General features: G+C 72.1%; 21 protein-coding genes. 8 read left to right on the forward strand and 13 right to left on the reverse strand.

Annotated elements, in window-relative coordinates; all coding sequences use genetic code 11:
• The 7 genes from ACXJKB_RS20935 to ACXJKB_RS20965 all read right to left on the reverse strand — a co-directional run.
• Nucleotides 1-202: helix-turn-helix domain-containing protein (locus ACXJKB_RS20935; protein ID WP_457191850.1), on the reverse strand; the 202-nt coding region annotated here is incomplete at its 3' end.
• A gap of 366 nt (nt 203-568) precedes the next feature.
• A complete protein-coding gene (ilvA, locus tag ACXJKB_RS20940; RefSeq protein ID WP_457191852.1) occupies nt 569-1,777 on the reverse strand; it encodes a threonine ammonia-lyase in 1,209 nt (402 codons plus the stop codon).
• Entirely contained in the window at nt 1,774-3,168 is a 1,395-nt protein-coding gene (locus tag ACXJKB_RS20945; RefSeq protein ID WP_457191854.1) for an AI-2E family transporter, read from the reverse strand. The genes ilvA and ACXJKB_RS20945 overlap by 4 nt, the downstream gene beginning before the upstream one ends.
• 9 nt (nt 3,169-3,177) lie before the next feature.
• Nucleotides 3,178-4,584 carry a glutamate mutase L gene (locus ACXJKB_RS20950; protein WP_457191856.1) on the reverse strand — a complete coding sequence of 469 codons (1,407 nt, stop codon included), beginning with the start codon at nt 4,582-4,584 and terminating at the stop codon, nt 3,178-3,180.
• Nucleotides 4,581-4,898 (reverse strand): YidH family protein, encoded by a 318-nt coding sequence (locus ACXJKB_RS20955; protein WP_457191858.1) that lies wholly within the window; start codon nt 4,896-4,898, stop codon nt 4,581-4,583. Before ACXJKB_RS20955 ends, ACXJKB_RS20950 begins: the two co-directional genes overlap by 4 nt.
• A 3-nt stretch (nt 4,899-4,901) precedes the next feature.
• On the reverse strand, nt 4,902-6,062 hold the full coding sequence (locus ACXJKB_RS20960) for a cystathionine gamma-synthase (protein WP_457191860.1): 1,161 nt from the start codon (nt 6,060-6,062) through the stop codon (nt 4,902-4,904).
• Nucleotides 6,063-6,151: 89 nt separating this feature from the next.
• Nucleotides 6,152-6,871, reverse strand: coding sequence for a hypothetical protein (locus ACXJKB_RS20965; protein WP_457191862.1), 720 nt, complete (start codon nt 6,869-6,871; stop codon nt 6,152-6,154).
• 205 nt (nt 6,872-7,076) lie between these two features.
• On the opposite strand from ACXJKB_RS20965, the gene msrA reads away from it, so the two are divergent.
• The 3 genes from msrA (at nt 7,077) to ACXJKB_RS20980 (ending at nt 8,497) form a co-directional block, all read left to right on the forward strand.
• Nucleotides 7,077-7,721, forward strand: a complete 645-nt coding sequence (msrA, locus tag ACXJKB_RS20970; protein ID WP_457191864.1) for a peptide-methionine (S)-S-oxide reductase MsrA — start codon at nt 7,077-7,079, stop codon at nt 7,719-7,721.
• 5 nt (nt 7,722-7,726) lie between these two features.
• Nucleotides 7,727-8,041 carry a GNAT family N-acetyltransferase gene (locus tag ACXJKB_RS20975; protein WP_457191866.1) on the forward strand — a complete coding sequence of 105 codons (315 nt, stop codon included), beginning with the start codon at nt 7,727-7,729 and terminating at the stop codon, nt 8,039-8,041.
• Between the two features lie 114 nt (nt 8,042-8,155).
• Nucleotides 8,156-8,497 carry a YciI family protein gene (locus tag ACXJKB_RS20980; protein WP_457191868.1) on the forward strand — a complete coding sequence of 114 codons (342 nt, stop codon included), beginning with the start codon at nt 8,156-8,158 and terminating at the stop codon, nt 8,495-8,497.
• A gap of 17 nt (nt 8,498-8,514) precedes the next feature.
• Here the strand turns inward: ACXJKB_RS20980 and ACXJKB_RS20985 are convergent, their stop codons facing one another.
• Nucleotides 8,515-9,057, reverse strand: a complete 543-nt coding sequence (locus ACXJKB_RS20985; protein ID WP_457191870.1) for a hypothetical protein — start codon at nt 9,055-9,057, stop codon at nt 8,515-8,517.
• Nucleotides 9,058-9,199: 142 nt separating this feature from the next.
• Between ACXJKB_RS20985 and ACXJKB_RS20990 the strand changes: the two genes are divergently transcribed.
• Nucleotides 9,200-9,928 (forward strand): CDP-alcohol phosphatidyltransferase family protein, encoded by a 729-nt coding sequence (locus ACXJKB_RS20990; RefSeq protein WP_457191872.1) that lies wholly within the window; start codon nt 9,200-9,202, stop codon nt 9,926-9,928.
• A gap of 1 nt (nt 9,929) precedes the next feature.
• Here ACXJKB_RS20990 and ACXJKB_RS20995 read toward each other — a convergent pair whose 3' ends face one another.
• Both ACXJKB_RS20995 and ACXJKB_RS21000 read right to left on the reverse strand, forming a co-directional pair.
• A complete protein-coding gene (locus tag ACXJKB_RS20995; protein WP_457191874.1) occupies nt 9,930-10,214 on the reverse strand; it encodes a DUF1905 domain-containing protein in 285 nt (94 codons plus the stop codon).
• 152 nt (nt 10,215-10,366) lie between these two features.
• On the reverse strand, nt 10,367-11,881 hold the full coding sequence (locus tag ACXJKB_RS21000) for a S8 family serine peptidase (protein ID WP_457191876.1): 1,515 nt from the start codon (nt 11,879-11,881) through the stop codon (nt 10,367-10,369).
• 125 nt (nt 11,882-12,006) lie between these two features.
• Between ACXJKB_RS21000 and ACXJKB_RS21005 the strand changes: the two genes are divergently transcribed.
• Both ACXJKB_RS21005 and ACXJKB_RS21010 read left to right on the forward strand, forming a co-directional pair.
• Nucleotides 12,007-13,365 carry an ABC1 kinase family protein gene (locus tag ACXJKB_RS21005; RefSeq protein ID WP_457191878.1) on the forward strand — a complete coding sequence of 453 codons (1,359 nt, stop codon included), beginning with the start codon at nt 12,007-12,009 and terminating at the stop codon, nt 13,363-13,365.
• 62 nt (nt 13,366-13,427) lie between these two features.
• A complete protein-coding gene (locus tag ACXJKB_RS21010; protein ID WP_457191880.1) occupies nt 13,428-13,859 on the forward strand; it encodes a nuclear transport factor 2 family protein in 432 nt (143 codons plus the stop codon).
• Between the two features lie 13 nt (nt 13,860-13,872).
• Here the strand turns inward: ACXJKB_RS21010 and ACXJKB_RS21015 are convergent, their stop codons facing one another.
• The 3 genes from ACXJKB_RS21015 to ACXJKB_RS21025 are packed head-to-tail and all read right to left on the reverse strand — an operon-like array spanning nt 13,873 to nt 17,799.
• Nucleotides 13,873-15,870, reverse strand: a complete 1,998-nt coding sequence (locus ACXJKB_RS21015) for a VWA domain-containing protein (RefSeq protein WP_457191882.1) — start codon at nt 15,868-15,870, stop codon at nt 13,873-13,875.
• Nucleotides 15,867-16,400, reverse strand: coding sequence for an N-acetyltransferase family protein (locus ACXJKB_RS21020; protein ID WP_457191884.1), 534 nt, complete (start codon nt 16,398-16,400; stop codon nt 15,867-15,869). Before ACXJKB_RS21020 ends, ACXJKB_RS21015 begins: the two co-directional genes overlap by 4 nt.
• Nucleotides 16,393-17,799 (reverse strand): sigma 54-interacting transcriptional regulator, encoded by a 1,407-nt coding sequence (locus ACXJKB_RS21025; protein ID WP_457191886.1) that lies wholly within the window; start codon nt 17,797-17,799, stop codon nt 16,393-16,395. The genes ACXJKB_RS21020 and ACXJKB_RS21025 overlap by 8 nt, the downstream gene beginning before the upstream one ends.
• A gap of 151 nt (nt 17,800-17,950) precedes the next feature.
• Between ACXJKB_RS21025 and ACXJKB_RS21030 the strand changes: the two genes are divergently transcribed.
• Together ACXJKB_RS21030 and ACXJKB_RS21035 are read left to right on the forward strand one after the other, a co-directional pair.
• Complete coding sequence (locus ACXJKB_RS21030; protein WP_457191888.1) at nt 17,951-18,391, forward strand: pyridoxamine 5'-phosphate oxidase family protein; 441 nt, start codon at nt 17,951-17,953, stop codon at nt 18,389-18,391.
• 16 nt (nt 18,392-18,407) lie between these two features.
• Nucleotides 18,408-19,979, forward strand: a complete 1,572-nt coding sequence (locus ACXJKB_RS21035) for a GAF domain-containing protein (RefSeq protein WP_457191890.1) — start codon at nt 18,408-18,410, stop codon at nt 19,977-19,979.
• Nucleotides 19,980-20,061 lie beyond the last annotated feature (82 nt).

Here is a 20,061-nt window from a genome sequence, read left to right on the forward strand (position 1 = left end):
GCACCCGCCTGGCACGTCGGTCGGCAGCCAGTTGGGCCGCGCTGGCCCGATACTTCGGGCGGCGGTCGGGAAACAGGGTCGACCCGGCCCTGAGTTCTCGACCGACAGTGGCGCGATGACACCCCACCACCCGGGCGATCTCTGCGTTGGACACGTCGGCGGCATGGAGCACCGCGATCTCTTCACGCTGTTCGAAACTCAAACGCGGCCTGAGTCTCGCCGGCGGATCACACGGGGGCATCACCCCACCACGCTCGCGGTACCAATCCATCCCCGCGAACCGCGACGCGCCAACCCTCTGCGCCGCCTCCGCGACCGTCAGCCCCCCGCGTACAAGACACCAGAACTCACGACGAACCTGCTGCGGAAACACCCGCCGAGCCGCCATCACAAAACACCCCTTCATCACAAGGTGTTGCATCCAGACCTTGAACCCAAGCTCGTCAGATGTGGCTGGGCCACCGCTCCTCGGCGTTTCTCAGGGGTGTCGCTCGTCAGCGGTGCGTGAGCCACACTTGCGGCGTACGGAATGTGGCTGGCGCACCGCTCAGGGGAGGGCGTACGACGCTCAGTTGTCGACGCGGTAGCCGCGCTCGCGCAGCCGGGCCATCAAGTGCTCGGCGTGCGTCTCGCCGCGGGTCTCGAGCTGGATGCGCACCTCGACCTCGTTGAGGGTCAGCGACGGCGAGATCCGCTCGTGGGCGACCTCGAGCACGTTGGCGCCCTCCGCACCGACCTCGGCGAGCAGGGAGGCCAGGCCGCCGGGGAGGTCGGGGATGCACACGCGGAGGTAGAGGTAGCGACCGGCCGCGGCGAGGCCGTGGCGGATGACCTTGCTGAGCAGGAGCGGGTCGATGTTGCCACCGGACAGCACCGCGACGGCCGGGGTCTGGAAGCCGGTCGGGTTGTCGAGCAGCGCCGCGACGGCGGCCGCACCGGCGGGCTCGACGACCTGCTTGGCCCGCTCGATCAGGGCGAGCAGCGCACGGGACAGCGACTCCTCCGAGACGGTCACGATCTCGTCGACGTGGTCGCGCACCGCCGCGAAGGTGATGTCACCGGGCCGGCCGACCGCGATGCCGTCGGCCATCGTGCTCATCGACTCGAGCGGCACGGGCTCGCCCGCTGCGAGCGAGCCCGGGTAGGCCGCGGCGCCCTCCGCCTGCACCCCCACCACGCGTACGTCGGGGCGCAGCGCCTTGACCGCGATCGCCACCCCGGCGAGCAACCCGCCACCGCCGGTGGGCACCAGCACGGTGCGTACGTCCGGCGCCTGCTCGAGGACCTCGAGCCCGAGCGTGCCCTGGCCCGCGACGATGTCGACGTGGTCGAAGGGGTGGATCAGCACCGCACCGGTCTCGTCCGCGAACTCCCGGGCCCGCGCGAGCGAGTCCTCGAGGTAGCGGCCGTGGAAGACGACGTCGGCGCCGTAGCCGCGGGTCGCCTTCTCCTTGGGGATCGGCGCCCCCTCGGGCATGAAGACGGTGGAGCTGATGCCGAGCGTCGAGGCGGCGAGCGCGACACCCTGGGCGTGGTTGCCGGCGGACGCCGCGACGACGCCCTTGGCCCGCTCCTCGGCGGACAGGCGCGAGATGCGGACGAAGGCGCCCCGCGACTTGAACGAGCCCGTGCGCTGGAGGTTCTCGCACTTCAGCGACACCCGTCCACCGACGAGCGCCGACAGCCAGCGCGACTCCTCCATCGGCGTGGTCACCGTCAGGCCCTCGAGCATCTCGCGCGCGGCGATGATGTCGGCCAGGGAGCACTGCTCAGTCATGCCCGGTCCTCGTGCTTGTCGTCGTGCTTGTCGTCGTCATCGTCGTCGGGGGCGTCCGGGCCCGCGAGGGGGCCGTCGTCGTGGACCGCGTCGCCCTCGTTGGGAGGTGGCGCGATGTCCTCCTCGAGCGCGTCGTCGGGGTCGTCGTCACCGACATCGGTGTAGGAGGAGAGGTGCTGCGCGACCGCGTTGCCCGCCGCGGCGAGGGGTACGGCGACCAGCGCGCCCGCGATGCCGGCCACGAGCACCCCACAGCCGATCGCCACGATCACGCCGAGTGGGTGCAGCGAGACGAAGCGACCCATGAGGAACGGTTGCAGCACGTGGCCCTCGATCTGCTGGACCAGGATCACGCCACCCAGCATGAGCAGCGCCGTCCACGGGCCCTGGTCGACCAGCGCGACGAGGATCGCGACCAGTCCGGCCACGGTGGCACCGATCATCGGGACGAACGCGCCGAGGAAGACCAGCACGCCGATGGCCACGACGAACGGCACGCCGAGGAACACGGCGACGAGCATGATCCCGATCGCGTCGACCAAGGCCACGAGGACCGTCGCCCGCACGAACTGGGTCAGCGACACCCACGCGACGCGGCCCGAGGCGTCGAYGCGCTCGCGCGCGGCGCGGGGGGCGATCCGCACCAGCCACGACCAGATGCGCTCGCCGTCGGCGAGGAAGAAGTAGGTGGAGAACAGCACGATGAAGAAGCCCGCGACCACGTGGCCGAGGGCCGTGCCGACCTCGGTGGCCCGGGTGACCATGCCGTCGGTGCCGGTGCTGCCGGACACGGCGGCCTGCATCTGCTTGATGTAGCCGTCGAGCTGGGAGTCCGAGACGTGGAACGGCCCGGTGCGCAGCCACTCCCTGACCTGACCGAGCCCGGTGACCACCGAGTCGGACAGGTCGCTCGCGCCCTGGGCGACCTGCTGGCCGACGAAGGTCAGCAGCAGCCCGACCGTCCCGAGGCCGATGAGCATCACGACGCCGGTCGCCAGGCCGCGCGGCACCCCGACCCGGCGCAGCCAGATGACCACGGGTGAGGCCAGCGCGGCGATCAGCAGCGAGATGGCGAGCGGCAGGGTGATGACGGCGAAGAAGCGCAGGGTCCACAGCAGGCCGAGCATCGCGATCGCGATGGCGATGAGCCGCCAGGACCAGGCGGCGGCGAGGTCGAGGCCCCACGGCACCTGGGCGCGGCTGAAGTTGGAGGGTCCGGTGGTGAACGCCGGTTCGGTCCGGCGCTCGGCGCGAGACTGCGCCCACTGGGCGGCGATGCGCTCGGCGAGCCCGTCCTCCTCGCGGGCGAGGGCGGCGAACAGCCGCCGCCGTCCCGACTCCACCTCGGGGTCGCCCGGGGTGTCTGCCGAGGGCCTGCCCTGCTCGCTCACGTCGTCACGCTACCTATCCCCTGCGGCCCTGAGACCACCCAGCAGTCGGTGTGCCGCCACGGGGTGCTCCTCGGCCAGCAGCCCCGCGGCGGCGAGCACGTAGTCGTGGTCGACGACCACGCGCGGGTCGCGCGGCAGCTGCCAGCCCCCCTCGAAGGCGTCGCCCGTGGCCGGCGCCAGCACCCGGCGTACGGCGTCGGGGCCGCCGTGGCGCAGCACGCCACCCGAGCCGACCAGGAGGTCGACCTCGCGGAGGTCCTTGCCGCTGCGCTCGACCACGCGGCCCTCGGGGCTCACCACGACCTTGCTGCGGCCGGCGTGGCGCTCGAGGGCGATCCGGACGGCGGCTGCGGCGATGTCGAGGTCGGCGTCCTGCTCGGCAGCCGGGTCGGGGCAGCCGTCCGGGAGGAGGTCGGGCTGCTCGCGGCGGCGTACGGCGGCGGCGTGGAGGTCGTCGCGACCGGCGGCCTCGACCGTCGAGACGGCCGACCAGCGCATGCCGAGGTCGCCCTCGACCGTGCGGGTGACCGGCGTGGTGGCGACGACCTCGCGGGCCAGGCCGCTGTCCTCGGGGTCGAGCTCGACGACGCTGTGCACGTCGGTGGTCGCACCACCGACGTCGACGACCACGACGTCACCGGCACCGCGGTGCTGGTCGTCGAGGCCGCGGGCGAGCAGCTCCACGCCGGTGAGCACGACGTCGGGCGTCGCGCCGCGCACCATCGAGGTGAAGGTGCGACCTCGGCCGTCGGTGCGGCTGCTGAGGTGCTTGCCGCCGATGACGTGGCTCAGGAAGATCTCGCGGATCGCCCGGCGCGCGCTGTCCGGGGCGAGCACGCCGATGCGCGGCACCACGTTGTCGGCGAGAACGTGAGGCGTCCCCGAGGCGTTGAGCAGCTCCGCGACCAGGGGCTGGGACTCGACGTTGCCGGCCACCACGACGGGCCCCGGCCACGGCTGCCCGGCCAGGAAGCGGGCGTCGCCCTCGAGCACCTCGGCGTTGCCGCCGTCGGTGCCGCCGACGAGCAGCACCACGTCGGGCTCGGCAACCCGGAGCGCGGCAAGCTTGGTGTCGTCGAGCCCGCCGTGCAGCACCAGCACGACCTTGCCGCCGCTGGAGAGCGCGACCCGGCGGCCGGCCTCGGCGGTGACCAGCTCCTCGTTGCCGACGACCGCGATGCGCAGCCCGCCGCCGGCGCTGGAGCAGGCGAGCACGTCGGCGTCGACTGCGTGGGGGTCCTGCTCGGCGAGCGCGGCCACGCAGGCGTCGTACCCGTCGAGGACGTCGCCGGCGCCGGAGGCGTCCGGGAGCGTGGTCGGGTGGCTCGCGGTGGCGAGCAGCTCGCCGGTCGTGCGGTCCACCAGCACGGCCTTGGTGAACGTCGAACCGAAGTCGACGCAGACGACCGCGCTCACACCAGCACCGTCAGGGCGACCACCACGATGATCGCGATCACGGCGAGGACGACGAGCTGCGCGCCGAATCCGTGGGGGAGGTCGGTGCCCGTCCGGATCGCCCGCTCCGCCTGGCGGTAGCGGTGCCACCCGACACCGGCGGTCATCGCGGACGCGAGCAGGAGGGCGACGCCGAGGGCGACGTTGGGCCAGGCGTCGTCCAGCAGGTTGAGGGCACCGACGGCCGCCACCATGAGACCGATCGCGGTGCGCTCGTAGGCGAGGAGGGTCCGCTCGTTGGCCAGGAGGTAGCGGGGGTCGGGTGCCTCGTCCACGACTCAGCCCAGGGAGCGGTCGAGGTCGGCGACGAGGTCGTCGACGGTCTCGATGCCGACGCTGAGCCGGATGAGGTCGTCCGGCACCTCGAGGTCGGTTCCCGCGACGCTGGCGTGGGTCATCTTCCCGGGGTGCTCGATGAGCGACTCGACGCCGCCGAGCGACTCCCCGAGGGTGAACACCTCGGCGCGCTCGCAGACGGCGAGGGCCTGCTCGAGCCCGCCGGCGACGCGGAACGAGATCATCCCGCCGAAGCGCTTCATCTGACGGGCCGCGACCTCGTGGCCCGGGTGGGCCTCGAGGCCGGGGTAGATCACCTCGGTGACCCGCGGGTCGCCGTTGAGGAACTCGACGATCCGCTCCGCGTTGTCGCAGTGGCGGTCCATGCGTACGCCGAGCGTCTTGAGGCCGCGGTGCGTCAGGAAGGCGTCGAACGGTCCGGCCACCGCGCCCATGGCGTTCTGGTGGTAGCCGACCTTCTCGGCAAGCTCGAGGTCGCGCACGACGACCGCTCCCCCGACGACGTCGCTGTGCCCGCCGACGTACTTGGTCGTCGAGTGCACCACCACGTCGGCGCCGAGCGTGAGCGGCTGCTGGAGGTAGGGCGAGGCGAAGGTGTTGTCGACGACGAGCAGCGCGCCCGCGTCGTGCGCGACGGTGGCCAGCGCCTCGATGTCGCCGATGGTGAGCATCGGGTTGGTGGGCGTCTCGACCCACACCAGCTTGGTGCGGCCGGGCTCGATGGCCGCGGCGACGGCGTCGGTGTCGGCCACCGACGCCGAGCTGTGGTCGGTGCCCCAGACCTTGGCGACCTTGTCGAAGAGGCGGTGCGTGCCGCCGTAGGCGTCGTCGGGGATCACGACGTGGTCGCCGGGGCGCGTCAGCGCCCGGATGATGGTGTCCTCGGCCGCGAGGCCGGAGGCGAAGGCGAACCCCTTCTCGCCGTCCTCGACCGCCGCGAGCGCGCCCTCCAGCGCCGTACGCGTCGGGTTCGCGGAGCGGCTGTACTCGTAACCGCCGCGCAGGCCGCCGACGCCGTCCTGCTTGTAGGTGCTGCTGGCGTAGATGGGCGGGTTGACCGCCCCGGTCATCGCGTCGGGCTCGTAGCCGGCGTGGATCGCACGCGTGTCGAAACCGGACTTGTTGCGGTGCTCCTGGGTCACATGGCGAGGGTAGACCCCGCGGCTCTCGGCCCGGACAGCGGAACGGCCACCGCATCCCTGATGCGGCGGCCGTCCTACGCCCAGCCTCGTCAGGGGGTCGCGCCCGCAGCGTCACCGGGGCGCACGCTGGTGCCGACCTCGCCCCTGGAGGCGGTGCTGGCGAGTGCGGACACGCCCAGGGCCCACGTCCCGCTGGACACCACCGCACCCGCTGCGGCGGAGGTGAACCCCAGAGCCACCCCCGTCGGGTCAGAACCGGGCGATCCCGTCGATCCGTAGGAGTTGATGAAGGTCCGGTTCAACACGTAGCGCTCGAAGATGCACAGGTGTCCGGGTGCGGCGCCTGGCGCTGCTCCCGATCCGGTGCAGTTCGCCGGCACGGCGCTTCCCGACGGGATGAAGTGGACCTGCGGCGCAGACGCGAGAGGCACCGGGAAGTCGATGGTCGTCCCGCCCCACTGACCGGCAGCCGACCCGTAGAACTGCGCCGAGTACATGCCGCGCATGACGACCGGCTTCGGGATGTACTTCCCGTCGCTCTCGGCCTTGGTGTACGACGAGCCGTTGAGCGCGTAGTTGCCCTTGAGCTGGTACTTCGCGTCGGCGTCCCACTTGGCGTAGTACCTCTCGTTGCTCTTGCTCTTGGTGTAGTACCTCTTGTCGCTCTTCTTCTTCGTGTAGTACCGCTGGTCGGCCTGCGGCTTGAGCTCCTTGTTCCAGATCTTGTTCCAGTTGGTGGCCACGGCGTTGCTGACCTCGGCGCCTGCCGGCGTGACGGCCATCAGGCCGCCCCCGACCAGGACCCCCACGAGGAGGGCAACGAGGGGCCGTCGAACTGCTCGACGTGAAGACATCACAATTCCTTTCAACGGATGCTGCGGATCTCTTCACCGTCCTCCCGGCACCGCGCTGGCGCATCCGTGACAACGCGACGTCTAGACCGCGTAGTTCCACCTATGCCGCCGCCCGGCGAGACGCGGTCGCGCCCCTTGCCCGGCGCGCGACAATGGAGGCATGTTCGGATTCGGCAAGCCCACCACCCTGCCCACCCCCGACCAGGCGCTCCCGGGGCGCGAGCAGCAGATGTGGACCCTGGGCGAGCACCTGGTCCTGCACACCCCCGTCGTCAGCGACGACGTGCCCGACGGCCTCGAGGTCGCTGTCCTCGGCCTCGGCTGCTTCTGGGGAGCGGAGGAGATCTACTGGCAGGTCCCCGGCGTCTGGTCGACGTCGGTCGGCTACGCCGGCGGCAACACCCCCAACCCGACGTACGACGAGGTGTGCAGCGGGCACACCGGCCACACCGAGGCCGTCCGCGTCGTCTTCGACCCCGCGAAGGTGTCGTACGCCGACCTGGTGAAGAAGTTCTTCGAGATCCACGACCCGACCCAGGGCATGCGCCAGGGCAACGACGTCGGCACCCAGTACCGCTCGGCGATCTACTGGACCACTCCCGAGCAGGAGCAGACCGCCCGCGAGCTGACCAAGGCCTACGGCGAGGAGCTCGCGCGCCGCGGGCTCGGCGAGATCACCACCGAGATCCGCCCCGCCAGCGAGACGCCGTACTTCTACGCCGAGGACGCGCACCAGCAGTACCTCGCGAAGAACCCCTTCGGCTACCGCTGCCACGCCAACACCGGCGTGAAGTTCCCGGCCTGACCTCCATGTCCGACACGGTCCACGTCACGGCCGACGCCGAGAAGAACCGCTACGAGGCTCACCTCGACGGGGAGCTCGCCGGCTTCGCCGAGTACCAGCTCACCGACGAGCTGATCGTCTTCACCCACACCGAGGTCCACCGGGTCCACGAGGGCAAGGGCGTCGGCTCGGCGCTGGCCAGGTTCGCCCTGGACGACGTACGAGACCGCGGCGGACGCCGGGTGCTCGCGATCTGCCCGTTCATCAAGGCCTGGATGCTCCGCCACCCCGACTACGCCGATCTCCTGTACGACCGGCCGTCCTCGGTCGTCCACGACTGAGCGGCCACCTCCCCGGCACGTTCGCACTCACTGCCGCGGGGGTGTCGATCCGGACCCTGCTCGTCCGTCAGAGTGGTGACGGGCCGCACGGGGCGGCCGCACAGGAGGAGTGTCATGACGAAGTACGCCATCTACTTCAACCAGCAGTGGGTGGGCGACCACCCCGCCGAGTGGTACCAGAGCCGCGTGGAGCCGAGCAGCGCGGTGGTGCGGGAGATCGAGGCCGCCGGCGCCCTCGTGTTCGCCGGCGGGCTCGTGGAGGACCGTTCCGAGGCCTTCAGCGTCGACGCCACGAGCGGCACGATCACGATCACCGACGGTCCCTACGCCGAGACCGCGGAGTACCTCGGCGGGATCACGATCGTCGAGGTCCCCGACCTCGAGACGGCGAAGATGTGGGCGGGCAAGATCGCCGAGGGGTGCGGATGGCCGCAGGAGGTCCGCGAGATCAAGTAGGAACGAGCCCCGGGGGCCTACTGCGCGACCCAGTCGGTGAAGCTGCGCGGCTTGCCGAGCCAGTCCGTGGCAGTGGTGCTGCCGTCCGGGCGCGTTCCTGCGACGCGGACGGCGACCCGCACCTCCTCCGGCGACCCGAGCGCGTCGCGGGAGATCCGGAGACGGACCTGATCGGTGTCGTAGTCGACCCGCATCCGGTAGGAACCCTCGACGGGCTCGGGCGAGGCGTCCGAGAAGCCGTCGACCTTGAGCAGGTTGTAGCCGGTGCCGCGGAAGAAGCCGCCGGCGAAGAGGTACTCCGGGCCGCGGTCGTCGGGGTCGGTGTCGAGGAACACGGAGCCCGACGAGCCCGTCGTGTACGACGGCCGCAGGTCGGTGTGGGTCGTGGTGACGACGATGTTGGCGGCCTTGTGCTCGACCTCCACCGACCGGAGGTCGACCCCGTGGCCGAGGTCCTTCGGGTCGGAGACTCCGATGCCGTCGGCGTTGGCCGGGAGGGCCTGGGTCAGGGCGAGTGCGGCGACCGCCAGGGTCGCGGCGCTCAGGAAGGTCCTACGCATGGTGCTGGTCCGTTCTCTCGTCGGGCCCCGGGACGGGGACGTACATGGAGACGCCGCAACGCGCGCCGAGGTTGCCTGTGTTCACACCTGCGACTGGCATGATCCGCTTCTCATGCACGATCCGACCGATCCGAGGAGTCGCGTGGCCGCCCTCTCGCAGCGTCGACACACCGTCGCCGCCTGGCTGGTGCACGCCTACACGGCCTCCGGTGTCGTCCTGGCGTTCCTGATGTTCATCGCCGTCATGGAGGGCGACACCGTCCGGGCGCTGTGGCTCTTCCTCATCGCCATGGTCGTCGACGGCACCGACGGGATGCTCGCGCGCTACGTCCAGGTGAAACGTCACGCCCCGTCGTTCGACGGCGCGCTCCTGGACAACATCGTCGACTACATCACCTACGCCTTCATGCCGATGCTGCTGCTCTGGAGCGCCGGCTACCTGGGCGAGGGCCACTCGGCGACGGTCCTCGCGGTCATCCCGCTGCTCGCCTCGGCGTACCAGTTCTGCCGCGTCGACGCCAAGACCGACGACCACCTGTTCCTCGGCTTCCCGAGCTACTGGAACATCGCCGCGTTCTACGTCGTGGTCCTCGACCTGCAGCCCACGGCGGTCGCCGTCGTGCTGCTGGTGTGCGCGGTCCTCGTGTTCGTCCCGATCGGCTACGTCTACCCGTCGCGCACGACCACGCTGAAGTGGACGACGCTCGCCCTCACGTGCGTCTGGCTGGTCGGGTACGCCGTTCTGGTCGCCCAGCTCCCCGACCCCAACCCGGTGTGGCTGGCGATCTCGGTGGCCTACGTCGCCTACTACGTGGCGCTCAGCCTGCACCTGACGGCCCGGCGCGGTCGCCTCGTGCCGGCCGTCGGGTGAGCTACCGACCCACCTGGATCCGTACGTCGACGACCTGGCCGAGGTCGACGTCCTCGGCACGGCGCACGGCGACCTTCAGCGGCAGGAACCACGTGTCCTCGCGGGGGAACATCGCGGTGGTGAACTCCGTGTCGCCGATCCACGCACGGACCGGCACCACGCCCCAGTAGACGACGTCGGCCTTCACCTCGTCGACGAGGTCGGCCGCGTCCGGCGGGAGGGCGACGAAGAAGAACGGCGCCGGCCCGCGCCACTCGACCACCTCGCCGGCGAACTCGATCTCCATGCCCTCACCTTCCCAGCAAACCGACCCGCGGGTAGGCAGACACCGAGGCGGGCGGAAGACCCCACGGCCTCCGCCCGCCTCGCACCGCCGCACCCCTGTCGCACGGCGGCCCTCCCTGGAGGGTCTGGTTCAGCCCTGGGCTGAGCCAGTGCTCACCCCAGGGCCGCGACTGCCGCCACGACGTCGACGAGGCCGTGGCCCTTGTCGTACGACGTGGTGCCGACCGGACCGGGCTGGTAGGCCGCTCCGTCGGTGAACTTGTGCGCCGAGACCTTCAGCGCCTGCTCGATCTCGGCGGGCGTCGCCGTCGGGTCGGCCTGGAACAGCTGGGCGACGATCCCGGCGATGTGCGGCGCCGCCATCGACGTACCGCTGATGGTGTTGAACGTGCCGACGTCGAGGGCGCCGGGTCCGTTGCGGAAGTCCAGGCCCGTCGAGCAGACCGCCAGGTAGAGGCGGCACGACGAGGTGATGTTCTCGCCGGGCGCCGAGATGTCGGGCCAGGTCGAGGCGTCGGTGGCGAGGCCGCGCGAGCTGAACTCGGACACGACGCCGTCGCGGGTTCCGGTGTCCTGGTCGTAGTAGGACGCCACCGAGAGGATGCCGCCGGTGGGGTCCTGGCCGGGCGGGTTGGTCAGGCTCGTCGCGCCGTCGCCGCCGTCGTTGCCCGCAGCCCAGACCGTGACGACGCCGTCGGCCGCGAGCGCGCGCTGGAGCTTGACCGTGGCCGACTCGGGGTCGAGCTCACCACCGCCGGTCGGGCCGTACGAGTTGTTGGTGACCTTGATCGGGGGGCAGGTCGACGCGGGTACGCCGGCGCCGCACGGCGCCTCGTGGTTCTCGAGCACCCAGTTGAGCGCGGAGTCGGCGCCGAGGATCACGATGCCCGCGCCGGTCGAGATCGACACCAGCTTGGCGCCGGGAGCAGCGCCCTGCAGCCTGCCGCCGTCGGTCAGCGTGGTCGGGCGGCCGGCGACGATGCCACTGACGTGGGTGCCGTGGCCGCCGACGGAGAGGGTGTCGGTGTCGACGAAGGCGGGCACGCGCTGCACCGAGCAGGTCTCGGTCAGCGGCTCGCACAGCGCCTTGAGGTTGGCGACGACCGCGCTCGAGCCGTCGGCCTCCTTGAAGTAGGGGTGGGTCGGGTCCACGCCGGAGTCGATGACCGCGACGCTCACGCCCTTGCCGGTCAGCGGCGTACCGTCGGCACCGGTGAGGGTGGCGGCCGCCTCCGCCCCGCGGGTCGCGGTGTTGGACGTCTCGGCCAGGTCCTGGCTGAAGAAGTCGATCGGCTGTGCCCCGCCCTCGACGTACGTCACTCCGCCCTGGCTGCGGACCGCGTCGACCTGGCTGCGGGTGGCGTCGGCGATGACGACGCCGATCCGGGTGAACTCGCCGGTCTTCCGCATCCCGGTGGCCGCGACGGCCTGGCGGGCAGCGGCGATCGAGGTGCCGTGCACCATCACCGTCGTCCTGCCGGTCAGCCCGCTCAGCTGTCCGGCGAGGAAGTCGGAGACGTTGGCCCGGTCCGCGGCCGGGGCGGTGGCCTGTCCGGCGGCCGGCGCGGTCGCGCCGACGACGAAGGTGGCGCTGGCGGCGAGCACGCTCGCTGCGCAGGCGAGAAGGGTCTTGGGTCGCACGTTGTCCTCCCGTGGGGTCGAGGTCATCCAGTCCCTCAACGAGCGGACCGGCCCCGGGTCACGCCCCTCCCTCCCGCGGATTCACCTGCGGGTGGCGCGCCGCGTCGGAACGGGTGTGGCAACCCGATTGCGTCGACCGGGACAATGGAGGCATGACCGAGCTCCCCCGCAAGGCCGCCGCGCGCACGGCCCGACTCGCTGCGCTCCCGCTCGGCTATGCCGGCCGGCAGGCGATGGGGCTCGGCAAGCGGCTCGGCGGCAAGCCCGCCGACGCGGTGCTCTCCGAGGTGCAGCAACGCACCGCCGAGCAGCTCTTCCGCACCCTGGGCGAGCTCAAGGGCGGTGCGATGAAGTTCGGCCAGGCCCTCAGCGTGCTGGAGTCCGCCCTGCCCGAGGAGGTCAGCGCGCCCTACCGCGAGCACCTCACCGCGCTGCAGGACTCCGCTCCCCCGATGCCGACGTCGACCGTGCGCGAACAGCTGGCCGCGCACCTCGGCGACGACTGGTCCGCACGGCTCGTGTGGCTCGACGGTGCCCCGACGGCGGCCGCCTCGATCGGGCAGGTCCACCGGGGCCGCTGGCGCGACCTCGCGGGTGGGCCGGAGGCGGCGGAGGACCGTGAGGTCGCCGTGAAGGTGCAGTACCCCGGTGCCGGCGAGGCGCTGATGTCCGACCTCCGCCAGATCTCCCGCGTCGCGCGCGGGTTCGCGCCGGTCTTCCCCGGCATCGACCTCAAGCCGCTCGTCGCGGAGCTGCAGGACCGCGCTGCCGACGAGCTCGACTACCACCTCGAGGCGGAGGCGCAGGCGGCGTACGCCGAGGCCTTTGCCGACCACCCCGACATCGTCGTGCCCGCGGTCGTCACCGTCGGGACCGAGGTGCTCGTGACCGAGTGGCTCGACTCCGCCTACTCCCTCGCGCAGGTCATCCGCGACGGCACCCAGGAGGAGCGGGACCACTACGGCGAGCTGTTCGTCCGGTTCCTCTTCGAGGGTCCGCGGCGCACCGGCATGCTCCACGCCGACCCGCACCCGGGCAACTACCGCGTCATCCCGGGGCCCGACGGGGGCCTCGGCCGCCTCGGCGTCCTGGACTTCGGTGCCGTCGCCCGGCTGCCGCAGGGGCAGCTCCCGGAGGCGATGGGCCGGCTGATCCGCATCGCGCTGGAGTCCGACGAGGAGTCTCTGGTCGCCGGGCTCCGCGAGGAGGGTTTCATCAAGGACCGCATCGAGGTCGACCCTGCGATGCTGCTCGCCTACCTCGCGCCGTTCGTGGAGCCGGCCGACCAGGAACGCTTCACCTTCACCCGTGAGTGGATGCGCACGCAGTTCGAGCGGATCAACGACCCCCGCGCCGAGACGTTCACCCTCGCCACCAAGCTCAACCTGCCGACCTCCTACCTCCTCATCCACCGCACCTGGCTCGGCGCCCTCGGCCTGCTCAGCCAGCTGGGCGCGGCCGTGCCGTTCCGCGAGATCCTCGAGGAGTCGCTCCCGGGCTTCGCCGAGTGACGCAGAGATCGTGGAAGACACACACCGGGCGAGCAGTCCGGTCCAGTGGCACGATGACGCGCATGTCCGCACCCACCGAGGCCACCCCCACGTCCGAGGCCGCGCTCGCGCGCTGGCACGCCGTCGTCGAGAGCCGCGACCCCGCCGGCCTGCGCGACCTCGTCGCCGAGGACGCCGTCTTCCGCAGCCCGGCCGTGCACACGCCCCAGGAGGGCCGCGAGACCGTCGTCGGCTACCTCACCGCCGCCTTCAAGGTGCTCGGGCCCGGCCTGGCGTACGAGCGGGAGTGGCTCGGCGCGGACTCGGCCGTGCTGCAGTTCCGCACCGAGGTCGGCGGGCTGCAGGTGTCGGGCATCGACATGATCACCTGGGACGCCGAGGGCCGGATCGTCGACTTCACCGTGATGGTGCGTCCCGCCAAGGCGCTCCAGGCGGTCATCGAGCACATGGGCGCCGAGCTGCTGCGGATGCTCGAGGCGTCCGACCCCCGCTGACCCGCACCAGGCCTCAGACCCAGAACCCCCGGCCGCCGCCATAGAAGTCGCCGAAGTGCTCGCGGTACGACGACGCCGGGCCGCGCGAGCCGAGGTAGGACCCGACGACCGCGGCACCGAGGTCGTCGAGCTCGGGACTCACCATGCGCCCGTCGACCCGGCGCGCCATCGAGTCGATGAAGCGCGCCAGACCGGGGTCCTCTCCGAGCCGGAAGAACGTCGTCTGCGCGCCCAGGCGCGCGGCGGCGTCGAGCTCGCGCACCGAGTGGGCGATCGTCAGGGGGTGCGGCGGGTAGGAGAACCACACCTCGCCGTCGGGCTCGAGGTGCGCCGTCGGCTCGCCGTCCGTGACCACCAGCAGCACGGGCTGGGCGTTGGGGTGCTTGCGGAAGAACCGGTTGGCGAGCAGCAGGCCGTGGTGGAGGTTGGTCCCCTTGTCCCACCGCGCGTCGAGGGCGGTCAGCTCCTCGATCTCCATCACCTGCGCGTGACGGCCGAAGGCGATCAGTTGGATGTCGTCGCCGCGGAAGCGGGAGCGAACGAGCTGGTGCAGCGCCAGCGCCGTGCGCTTCATCGGCACCCACCGGCCGTCCATCGCCATCGAGAAGGACGTGTCGACCAGCAGCGCGACCGCGGCCTGCGTGCGGGCCTCGGTCTCGACCACCTCGATGTCGTCGACCTGGATGCGCACCGGTGAGGCTCCGCCGTCCCGGAGCACGGCGTTGGTGATCGTGCGCGGCACGTCCCACGGCTCGGTGGAGCCGAACTCCCACCGCCGGGTCGCGCCGGACGGCTCGCCCGCGAGTCCCGTCGTACGCGTCTCCCGCGCGCCGGAGCGGCCGCTCATCCGCTCCGCGACGTCGCGCAGGAGCGCCTTGCCGAGCTGGCGCATCGCCTTGGGCGAGAGCCGCAGCTCGCCGTCGGAGCCGCGCTTGAGGTAGCCGCTGTCGCGCAGCGCCCGCTCGAGCTCCTGCAGGGTCTTGGCAGCCACGGCAGCGTCCGGGCCGAGCTGCCCGGCGAGCGCGTCGAGGTCGACGTCGTCCATCCGCGCGCCGTGGTGCGACTGCGCGAGCTGGTCGGCGAGCGCGTCGAGCTGGGCGAGGTCCTGCAACGCGCCGGTGCCGTCGCCGAGACCCATCCCCTGGTCGCCCTCGAATCCCTCCGAGCCCGACCAGTCCTCACCGGGGCGCAAGGCCTGGAGGTTGGCGTCCATCCGCGAGAGCTGCTCCATCAGCTGCGGCGACCCGAAGGCCTGCTGCGAGAGCTCCATCAGCTCCTGGCGCTGCTCGGGCGTCATCGAGTTGAGCATCCGCTGGGCGGCGGCCGCACGCTGGGCGAGCGAGTCGAGCAGCTCGTCCATGTCCTGCGGGTCGTCGGGGAAGTAGTCGCCGTGCTTGTCCATGAAGTCACGGAACTCCTCGTCCGTGACGCCGCCGGCGGCGTGCTTCTCCAGCAGGTCGTTGAGGTCGGAGAGCATCTCCTGGACGGCCTGCCGGTCCTCCTCGGTGGCGCCCTCGAGCGCCTCCTTCATGCCGGCGAAGCGCTGGTCGAGGAGCTCGCGGCCGAGCAGGTCCTTGATCTCCTCGTAGGCCTCGCGCGCCTCCGAGGACTTCCAGTCGTACGACGACAGCTCGCCGACCGCGGCCGGGGTGGAGGACGGCAGGTTGTCGAGCATGAGCTCGCGGAACGCGCGGTCGCCGTCGTCCAGCGTGATGTCGCGGGCCAGCTGCCCGCGCTCGGCGAGGACGGCCTTGTCGAGCAGCTCCTTGACCTCGCGCATCGTGCCGTCGAGGTCGTTGCGCTCGAGGATCTCGCGCCGGCGCTCGGCGACGCGGCGGGCGAGCTCGTCGAGGCCGGCCTGGTCGGTGCCCCCGCGCCGCAGGAACTCGCGCATCGCGCGCTCCGGCGAGTAGCCCGCCATGACGTCCTGGCCGATGGCGTCGAGCGCCTCGCCGAGGTCGACGGGCGGCGCGAGCGGGTCGCCGCCGTCGTACTTGCGGAATCGGCTCATCGCGCGCTCGTCCCCGGCCGCTCGTCCAGCCGTTTGCGGAGCCAGACGTCGTCGGGCCACTCGCCGTCGGAGACCCGCTCGACCTCCTCGAAGCCGCGGGCGCGGTAGAAGTCGAACGCCTGGTCGTTGCCGTCGACGACCTCCAGCCAGAGCTCGTCGCCCTCGACCATCGCCTCGACGTCGGCGAGCAGCCGGCTGCCGATACCGCGGCCGTGGTGGTCGGGGTGGACGTAGAGCTTCCACATCACCTCGCGGTCATCGGTGACGTGCGGGAAGTCGCGATAGGACTGCGAGAGGCGTCCGAGGTTGGCCAGCGCGACGACCTCGCCGTCGACCTCCGCGACGAGGTGGGGGTTGCGCGCCAGCGACGTCTCGAAGACCTCGGGGACCCACCACTCGTCGAGCATCCGCTGGGCGTACGCCGCGTCGATGGGGCCATAGGTGGGTGGCACGACGGCCTCGCCGAGCGCGCGGAAGGCCGGGACGTCGGCGAGCGTGCCGGGCCGGACGGTGACGACCGGGTCAGCCATAGACGGTCTCCCCTGCGTCGGTGTCCTTGCCGATGCGGCGGGCGAGGTAGAGCCCCTCCAGGGCCAGCTCGATCGCGGCCGCCCGCTCACCGTCGTTGGTGGCACCGAGCCGGTCGCAGACCGCGTCGTAGAGGTCGGACTCCCCCAGCACCGGCAGCCCGGCGAGGAAGTCGCGGGCGCCGACGCGGGCGCCGGTGCTGACCATGGCGCCCTCCTCGATGGCCTCGACCAGCAGGCGCAGGTCGATGCCGGCCAGGTGCGCGCGCACGGTCTCGGCGACCGCGGTGCGGAGGAGGTGGGTGAGGATCTCGGTCTCGCGACCCTCCTCGCCGGTCTCGAACTCGATCTTGCCGCCGAGGACGTCGACGGCGGTCTCCAGGTCGACGACGCGCGCCACCGGCTCGTCCTCGCCCTGGGTGGTGGCGCGGTGCAGCGCGGCCGCGGCGATGGTCTCGGCGCCGGCGATCGCGAAGCGGGCGCTGACGCCAGAGCGCTGGTCGACCGACTGGGAGTCGCGCAGGTGGCGGGTGAACCGTGCCAGCACCTCCACCAGGTAGTCGGGCACCTCGGCCACGAGGTCGGCCTCCTGCACGATGACGGCGATCTCCTGCTCGACCTCGCGCGGGTAGTGGGTGCGGATCTCGGCGCCGAAGCGGTCCTTGAGCGGGGTGATGATGCGCCCGCGGTTGGTGTAGTCCTCGGGGTTGGCGCTCGCCACGACGAGGACGTCGAGCGGGAGCCGCAGCACGTAGCCGCGGATCTGGATGTCGCGCTCCTCCATCACGTTGAGCATCGCGACCTGGATGCGCTCGGCGAGGTCGGGCAGCTCGTTGATCGCCACGATGCCGCGGTGGCTGCGCGGGATCAGGCCGAAGTGGATGGTCTCCGGGTCACCGAGGTGACGCCCCTCGGCCACCTTCATCGGGTCGACGTCGCCGATCAGGTCGGCGACCGACGTGTCCGGGGTCGCGAGCTTCTCGGCGTAGCGCTCGTCGCGGTGCCGCCACGAGATGCGCAGGTCGTCGCCGTAGGTCGCCACTGCCTGCTGGGAGGTGACGGTGACGGGCTCGTAGGGGTGTTCACCGAGCTCGGAGCCGGAGATGACCGGGGTCCACTCGTCGAGGAGCGCGACCAGCGAGCGCAGGAGCCGGGTCTTGCCCTGGCCGCGCTCGCCGAGCAGCACGATGTCGTGGCCCGCGATCAGCGCCCGCTCGACCTGCGGGATCACGGTGTCGGCGAACCCGTGGAGGCCCGGCCACGGGTCGATCCCGTCGCGCAGCCGCGCGAGGAGGTTGTCGCGCAGCTCCTGGCGCAGGGGCTTGAGCTGGTGGCCGCTCTCGCGGAGCTGGCCGAGGGTGCTGGGTGCGGGGTGCCCGTCCTGCTGGATCGCTTCAGTCACGTCCTCCACGCTAGACCCGTCCGACAACGTCGAGTGCGCTCGAAGCCGCCGGGCCGATCACCAACTCCCGACCCGGACGGCGCGGGACCTTCGGCCCTGCTGACGACGGCGCCCTCGGGCGAGGCTGGGAGTCCAGCTGAAGGAGGCTCCCATGCACACCACCCACGACCTCTCCCGGGAGGACTCCGCGCGCCTGCTCAAGGCCGGCGTGGCGGGCCGGGTCGCGGTCGGCACCCCGACCGGCCCCCACATCGTGCCGGTGAACTACGCCGTGGACGGGGAGTCGATCCTCATCCGCACCACCGCCTACAGCCTGCTCGGGACCTACGGCCGCGGCGCGCAGCTGTGCTTCGAGGTCGACCAGTTCGACTACGAGCTCAAGCGCGGCTGGAGCGTCGTGGTGCGCGGCCGCGGGACCTTCGTCGACGACCAGGACGAGCTCGCGGAGATCGCCCGGTCCTGGGAACCGCACCCCTGGGCGACCGGGCAGCGCAACCTCGTCGTCCGCATCCCGTGGACCGAGGTGACCGGCCGCCAGCTCGGCGGCGGCTGGGACCCGTGGCAGCACCTCCCTGTGCGCCGGCTCGCCTAGCGGCACACTGGTGCGGGTGACGCACACTCCCTCGCCCGACCTCGGCGCCGACGCCCGCCTGCTGCTCGAGGCCGTGACCGCGATCTCCAGCGACCTCGACCTGGCCAGCGTGCTGACGCGGATCGTCGAGGCCGCGACAGCGTTGACCGACGCCCGCTACGGCGCGCTGGGTGTACTGGGGGGCGACGGCGAGCTCGTGGAGTTCGTCACGACCGGGCTCGACGACCGCACCCGCGCCCTCATCGGCGACCTCCCCCGAGGCCGCGGAATCCTCGGCGTCATCATCGAGCACCCCTCAGGCCTGCGGCTCACCGACCTCAGTGCCCACCCCGCGTCGGTGGGCTTCCCGGCCAACCACCCGCCCATGACGTCGTTCCTCGGGATGCCGGTGCGCATCCGCGGCACCGTCTTCGGCAACCTCTACCTCACCGAGAAGGCCGGCGGCGGACCGTTCACCGAGGCCGACGAGCAGCTCGTCGAGGAGCTTGCCCGCACGGCTGGCTACGTGATCAGCAACGCACGCTCCTTCGCGCTCAGCGAGCGGCGACGGCAGTGGCTCGAGGCGTCGGCCGACCTGGCCGAGCTGCTGCAACCCCCCGTCGACCTCGACGCCGTGCTGCCGCAGATCGTCACCAGTGCCCGCCTGGTCTCGCGCGCGCAGGCGGTCGCGCTCTGGTCGTCGCTCGGTCCCGAGCAGGACACGGTCAGCGTCGCGCCGGGCGTGGACGCCGGGCTCGTGGCTGCGGCCCTGGCCGACGCACGGGGTAGCGCCGAGTCCGGCACCGGCTCGGCGGTCGTGACCGCCGCGGCCGACGACACACCGCTGGTCGTCGTGCCCCTGCGCTCGCACCTGGCGCCGGTCACCGCCCTCGTCGCGGTCGCCCACCCCGGCTCGGGCCTGCTCGACGTCGAGGAGCGCGACCTCCTGGCGGGATTCGCCGACCAGGTGGCGCTGTCCCTGGACCGCACCCAGGCGCTCGCCGACCGCCAGGAGCTGGCGTTGATCTCCGACCGCGAGCGCATCGCCCGCGACCTCCACGACATCGTCATCCAGCGGCTCTTCGCGACCGGCCTGCAGCTGCAGGGCGTCGCGGCGATGACCGGCGGCAGCGCGATCGCGGATCGGCTCGACAAGTCCGTGGCCGACCTCGACGACACGATCAAGGCGATCCGCGGCACGATCTTCGAGCTCCAGGACCGAAGCGGCGACTCCCTGCGCGCCGCCGTCCGCAAGCTGGTCAAGGAGTACGTCCCGGTGCTGGGGTTCACGCCGGTCGTGCGCACCTCCGGCCCCGTCGACACCGCCGTGTCGCACGCGCTCGGTGCCCAGCTGCTGGCCGTGCTGCGGGAGGCGGTGTCCAACGTCGCCCGCCACGCGCTCGCCGACGGCGCCGAGGTCGACGTCCTCGTGGCCGGTGACCGGCTCGAGCTCCGGGTCGCCGACGACGGCGTCGGCCTGGCCGCCGAGGTCTCCGAGAGCGGGCTGCGCAACGCCCGGCGACGCGCCGACGACCTCGGCGGGACGCTCGAGGTCTCCCGGGTCGGCGAGCGCGGCACGGTGCTCGTGTGGCGGGTCCCGCTGCGCTGACGTCGCCGCTCCCCGGGCGTGCGCGTCAGGCGGGGGTCCCGCCCGCACGCCAGAGGACCCGACGCCGGGGGAGGCGCCGGGT

This window comes from Nocardioides sp. P5_E3, assembly GCF_054049275.1.

Coding starts and splice junctions, on each gene's coding strand:
- ACXJKB_RS21000 (WP_457191876.1), bottom strand. CDS start 11,881: ATGACCTCGACCCCACGGGAGGACAACGTGCGACCCAAGACCCTTCTC.
- msrA (WP_457191864.1), top strand. CDS start 7,077: ATGTTCGGATTCGGCAAGCCCACCACCCTGCCCACCCCCGACCAGGCG.
- ACXJKB_RS21030 (WP_457191888.1), top strand. CDS start 17,951: ATGCACACCACCCACGACCTCTCCCGGGAGGACTCCGCGCGCCTGCTC.
- ACXJKB_RS20995 (WP_457191874.1), bottom strand. CDS start 10,214: ATGGAGATCGAGTTCGCCGGCGAGGTGGTCGAGTGGCGCGGGCCGGCG.
- ACXJKB_RS20980 (WP_457191868.1), top strand. CDS start 8,156: ATGACGAAGTACGCCATCTACTTCAACCAGCAGTGGGTGGGCGACCAC.
- ACXJKB_RS21010 (WP_457191880.1), top strand. CDS start 13,428: ATGTCCGCACCCACCGAGGCCACCCCCACGTCCGAGGCCGCGCTCGCG.
- ACXJKB_RS21005 (WP_457191878.1), top strand. CDS start 12,007: ATGACCGAGCTCCCCCGCAAGGCCGCCGCGCGCACGGCCCGACTCGCT.
- ACXJKB_RS21020 (WP_457191884.1), bottom strand. CDS start 16,400: ATGGCTGACCCGGTCGTCACCGTCCGGCCCGGCACGCTCGCCGACGTC.
- ACXJKB_RS21015 (WP_457191882.1), bottom strand. CDS start 15,870: ATGAGCCGATTCCGCAAGTACGACGGCGGCGACCCGCTCGCGCCGCCC.
- ilvA (WP_457191852.1), bottom strand. CDS start 1,777: ATGACTGAGCAGTGCTCCCTGGCCGACATCATCGCCGCGCGCGAGATG.
- ACXJKB_RS20985 (WP_457191870.1), bottom strand. CDS start 9,057: ATGCGTAGGACCTTCCTGAGCGCCGCGACCCTGGCGGTCGCCGCACTC.
- ACXJKB_RS20975 (WP_457191866.1), top strand. CDS start 7,727: ATGTCCGACACGGTCCACGTCACGGCCGACGCCGAGAAGAACCGCTAC.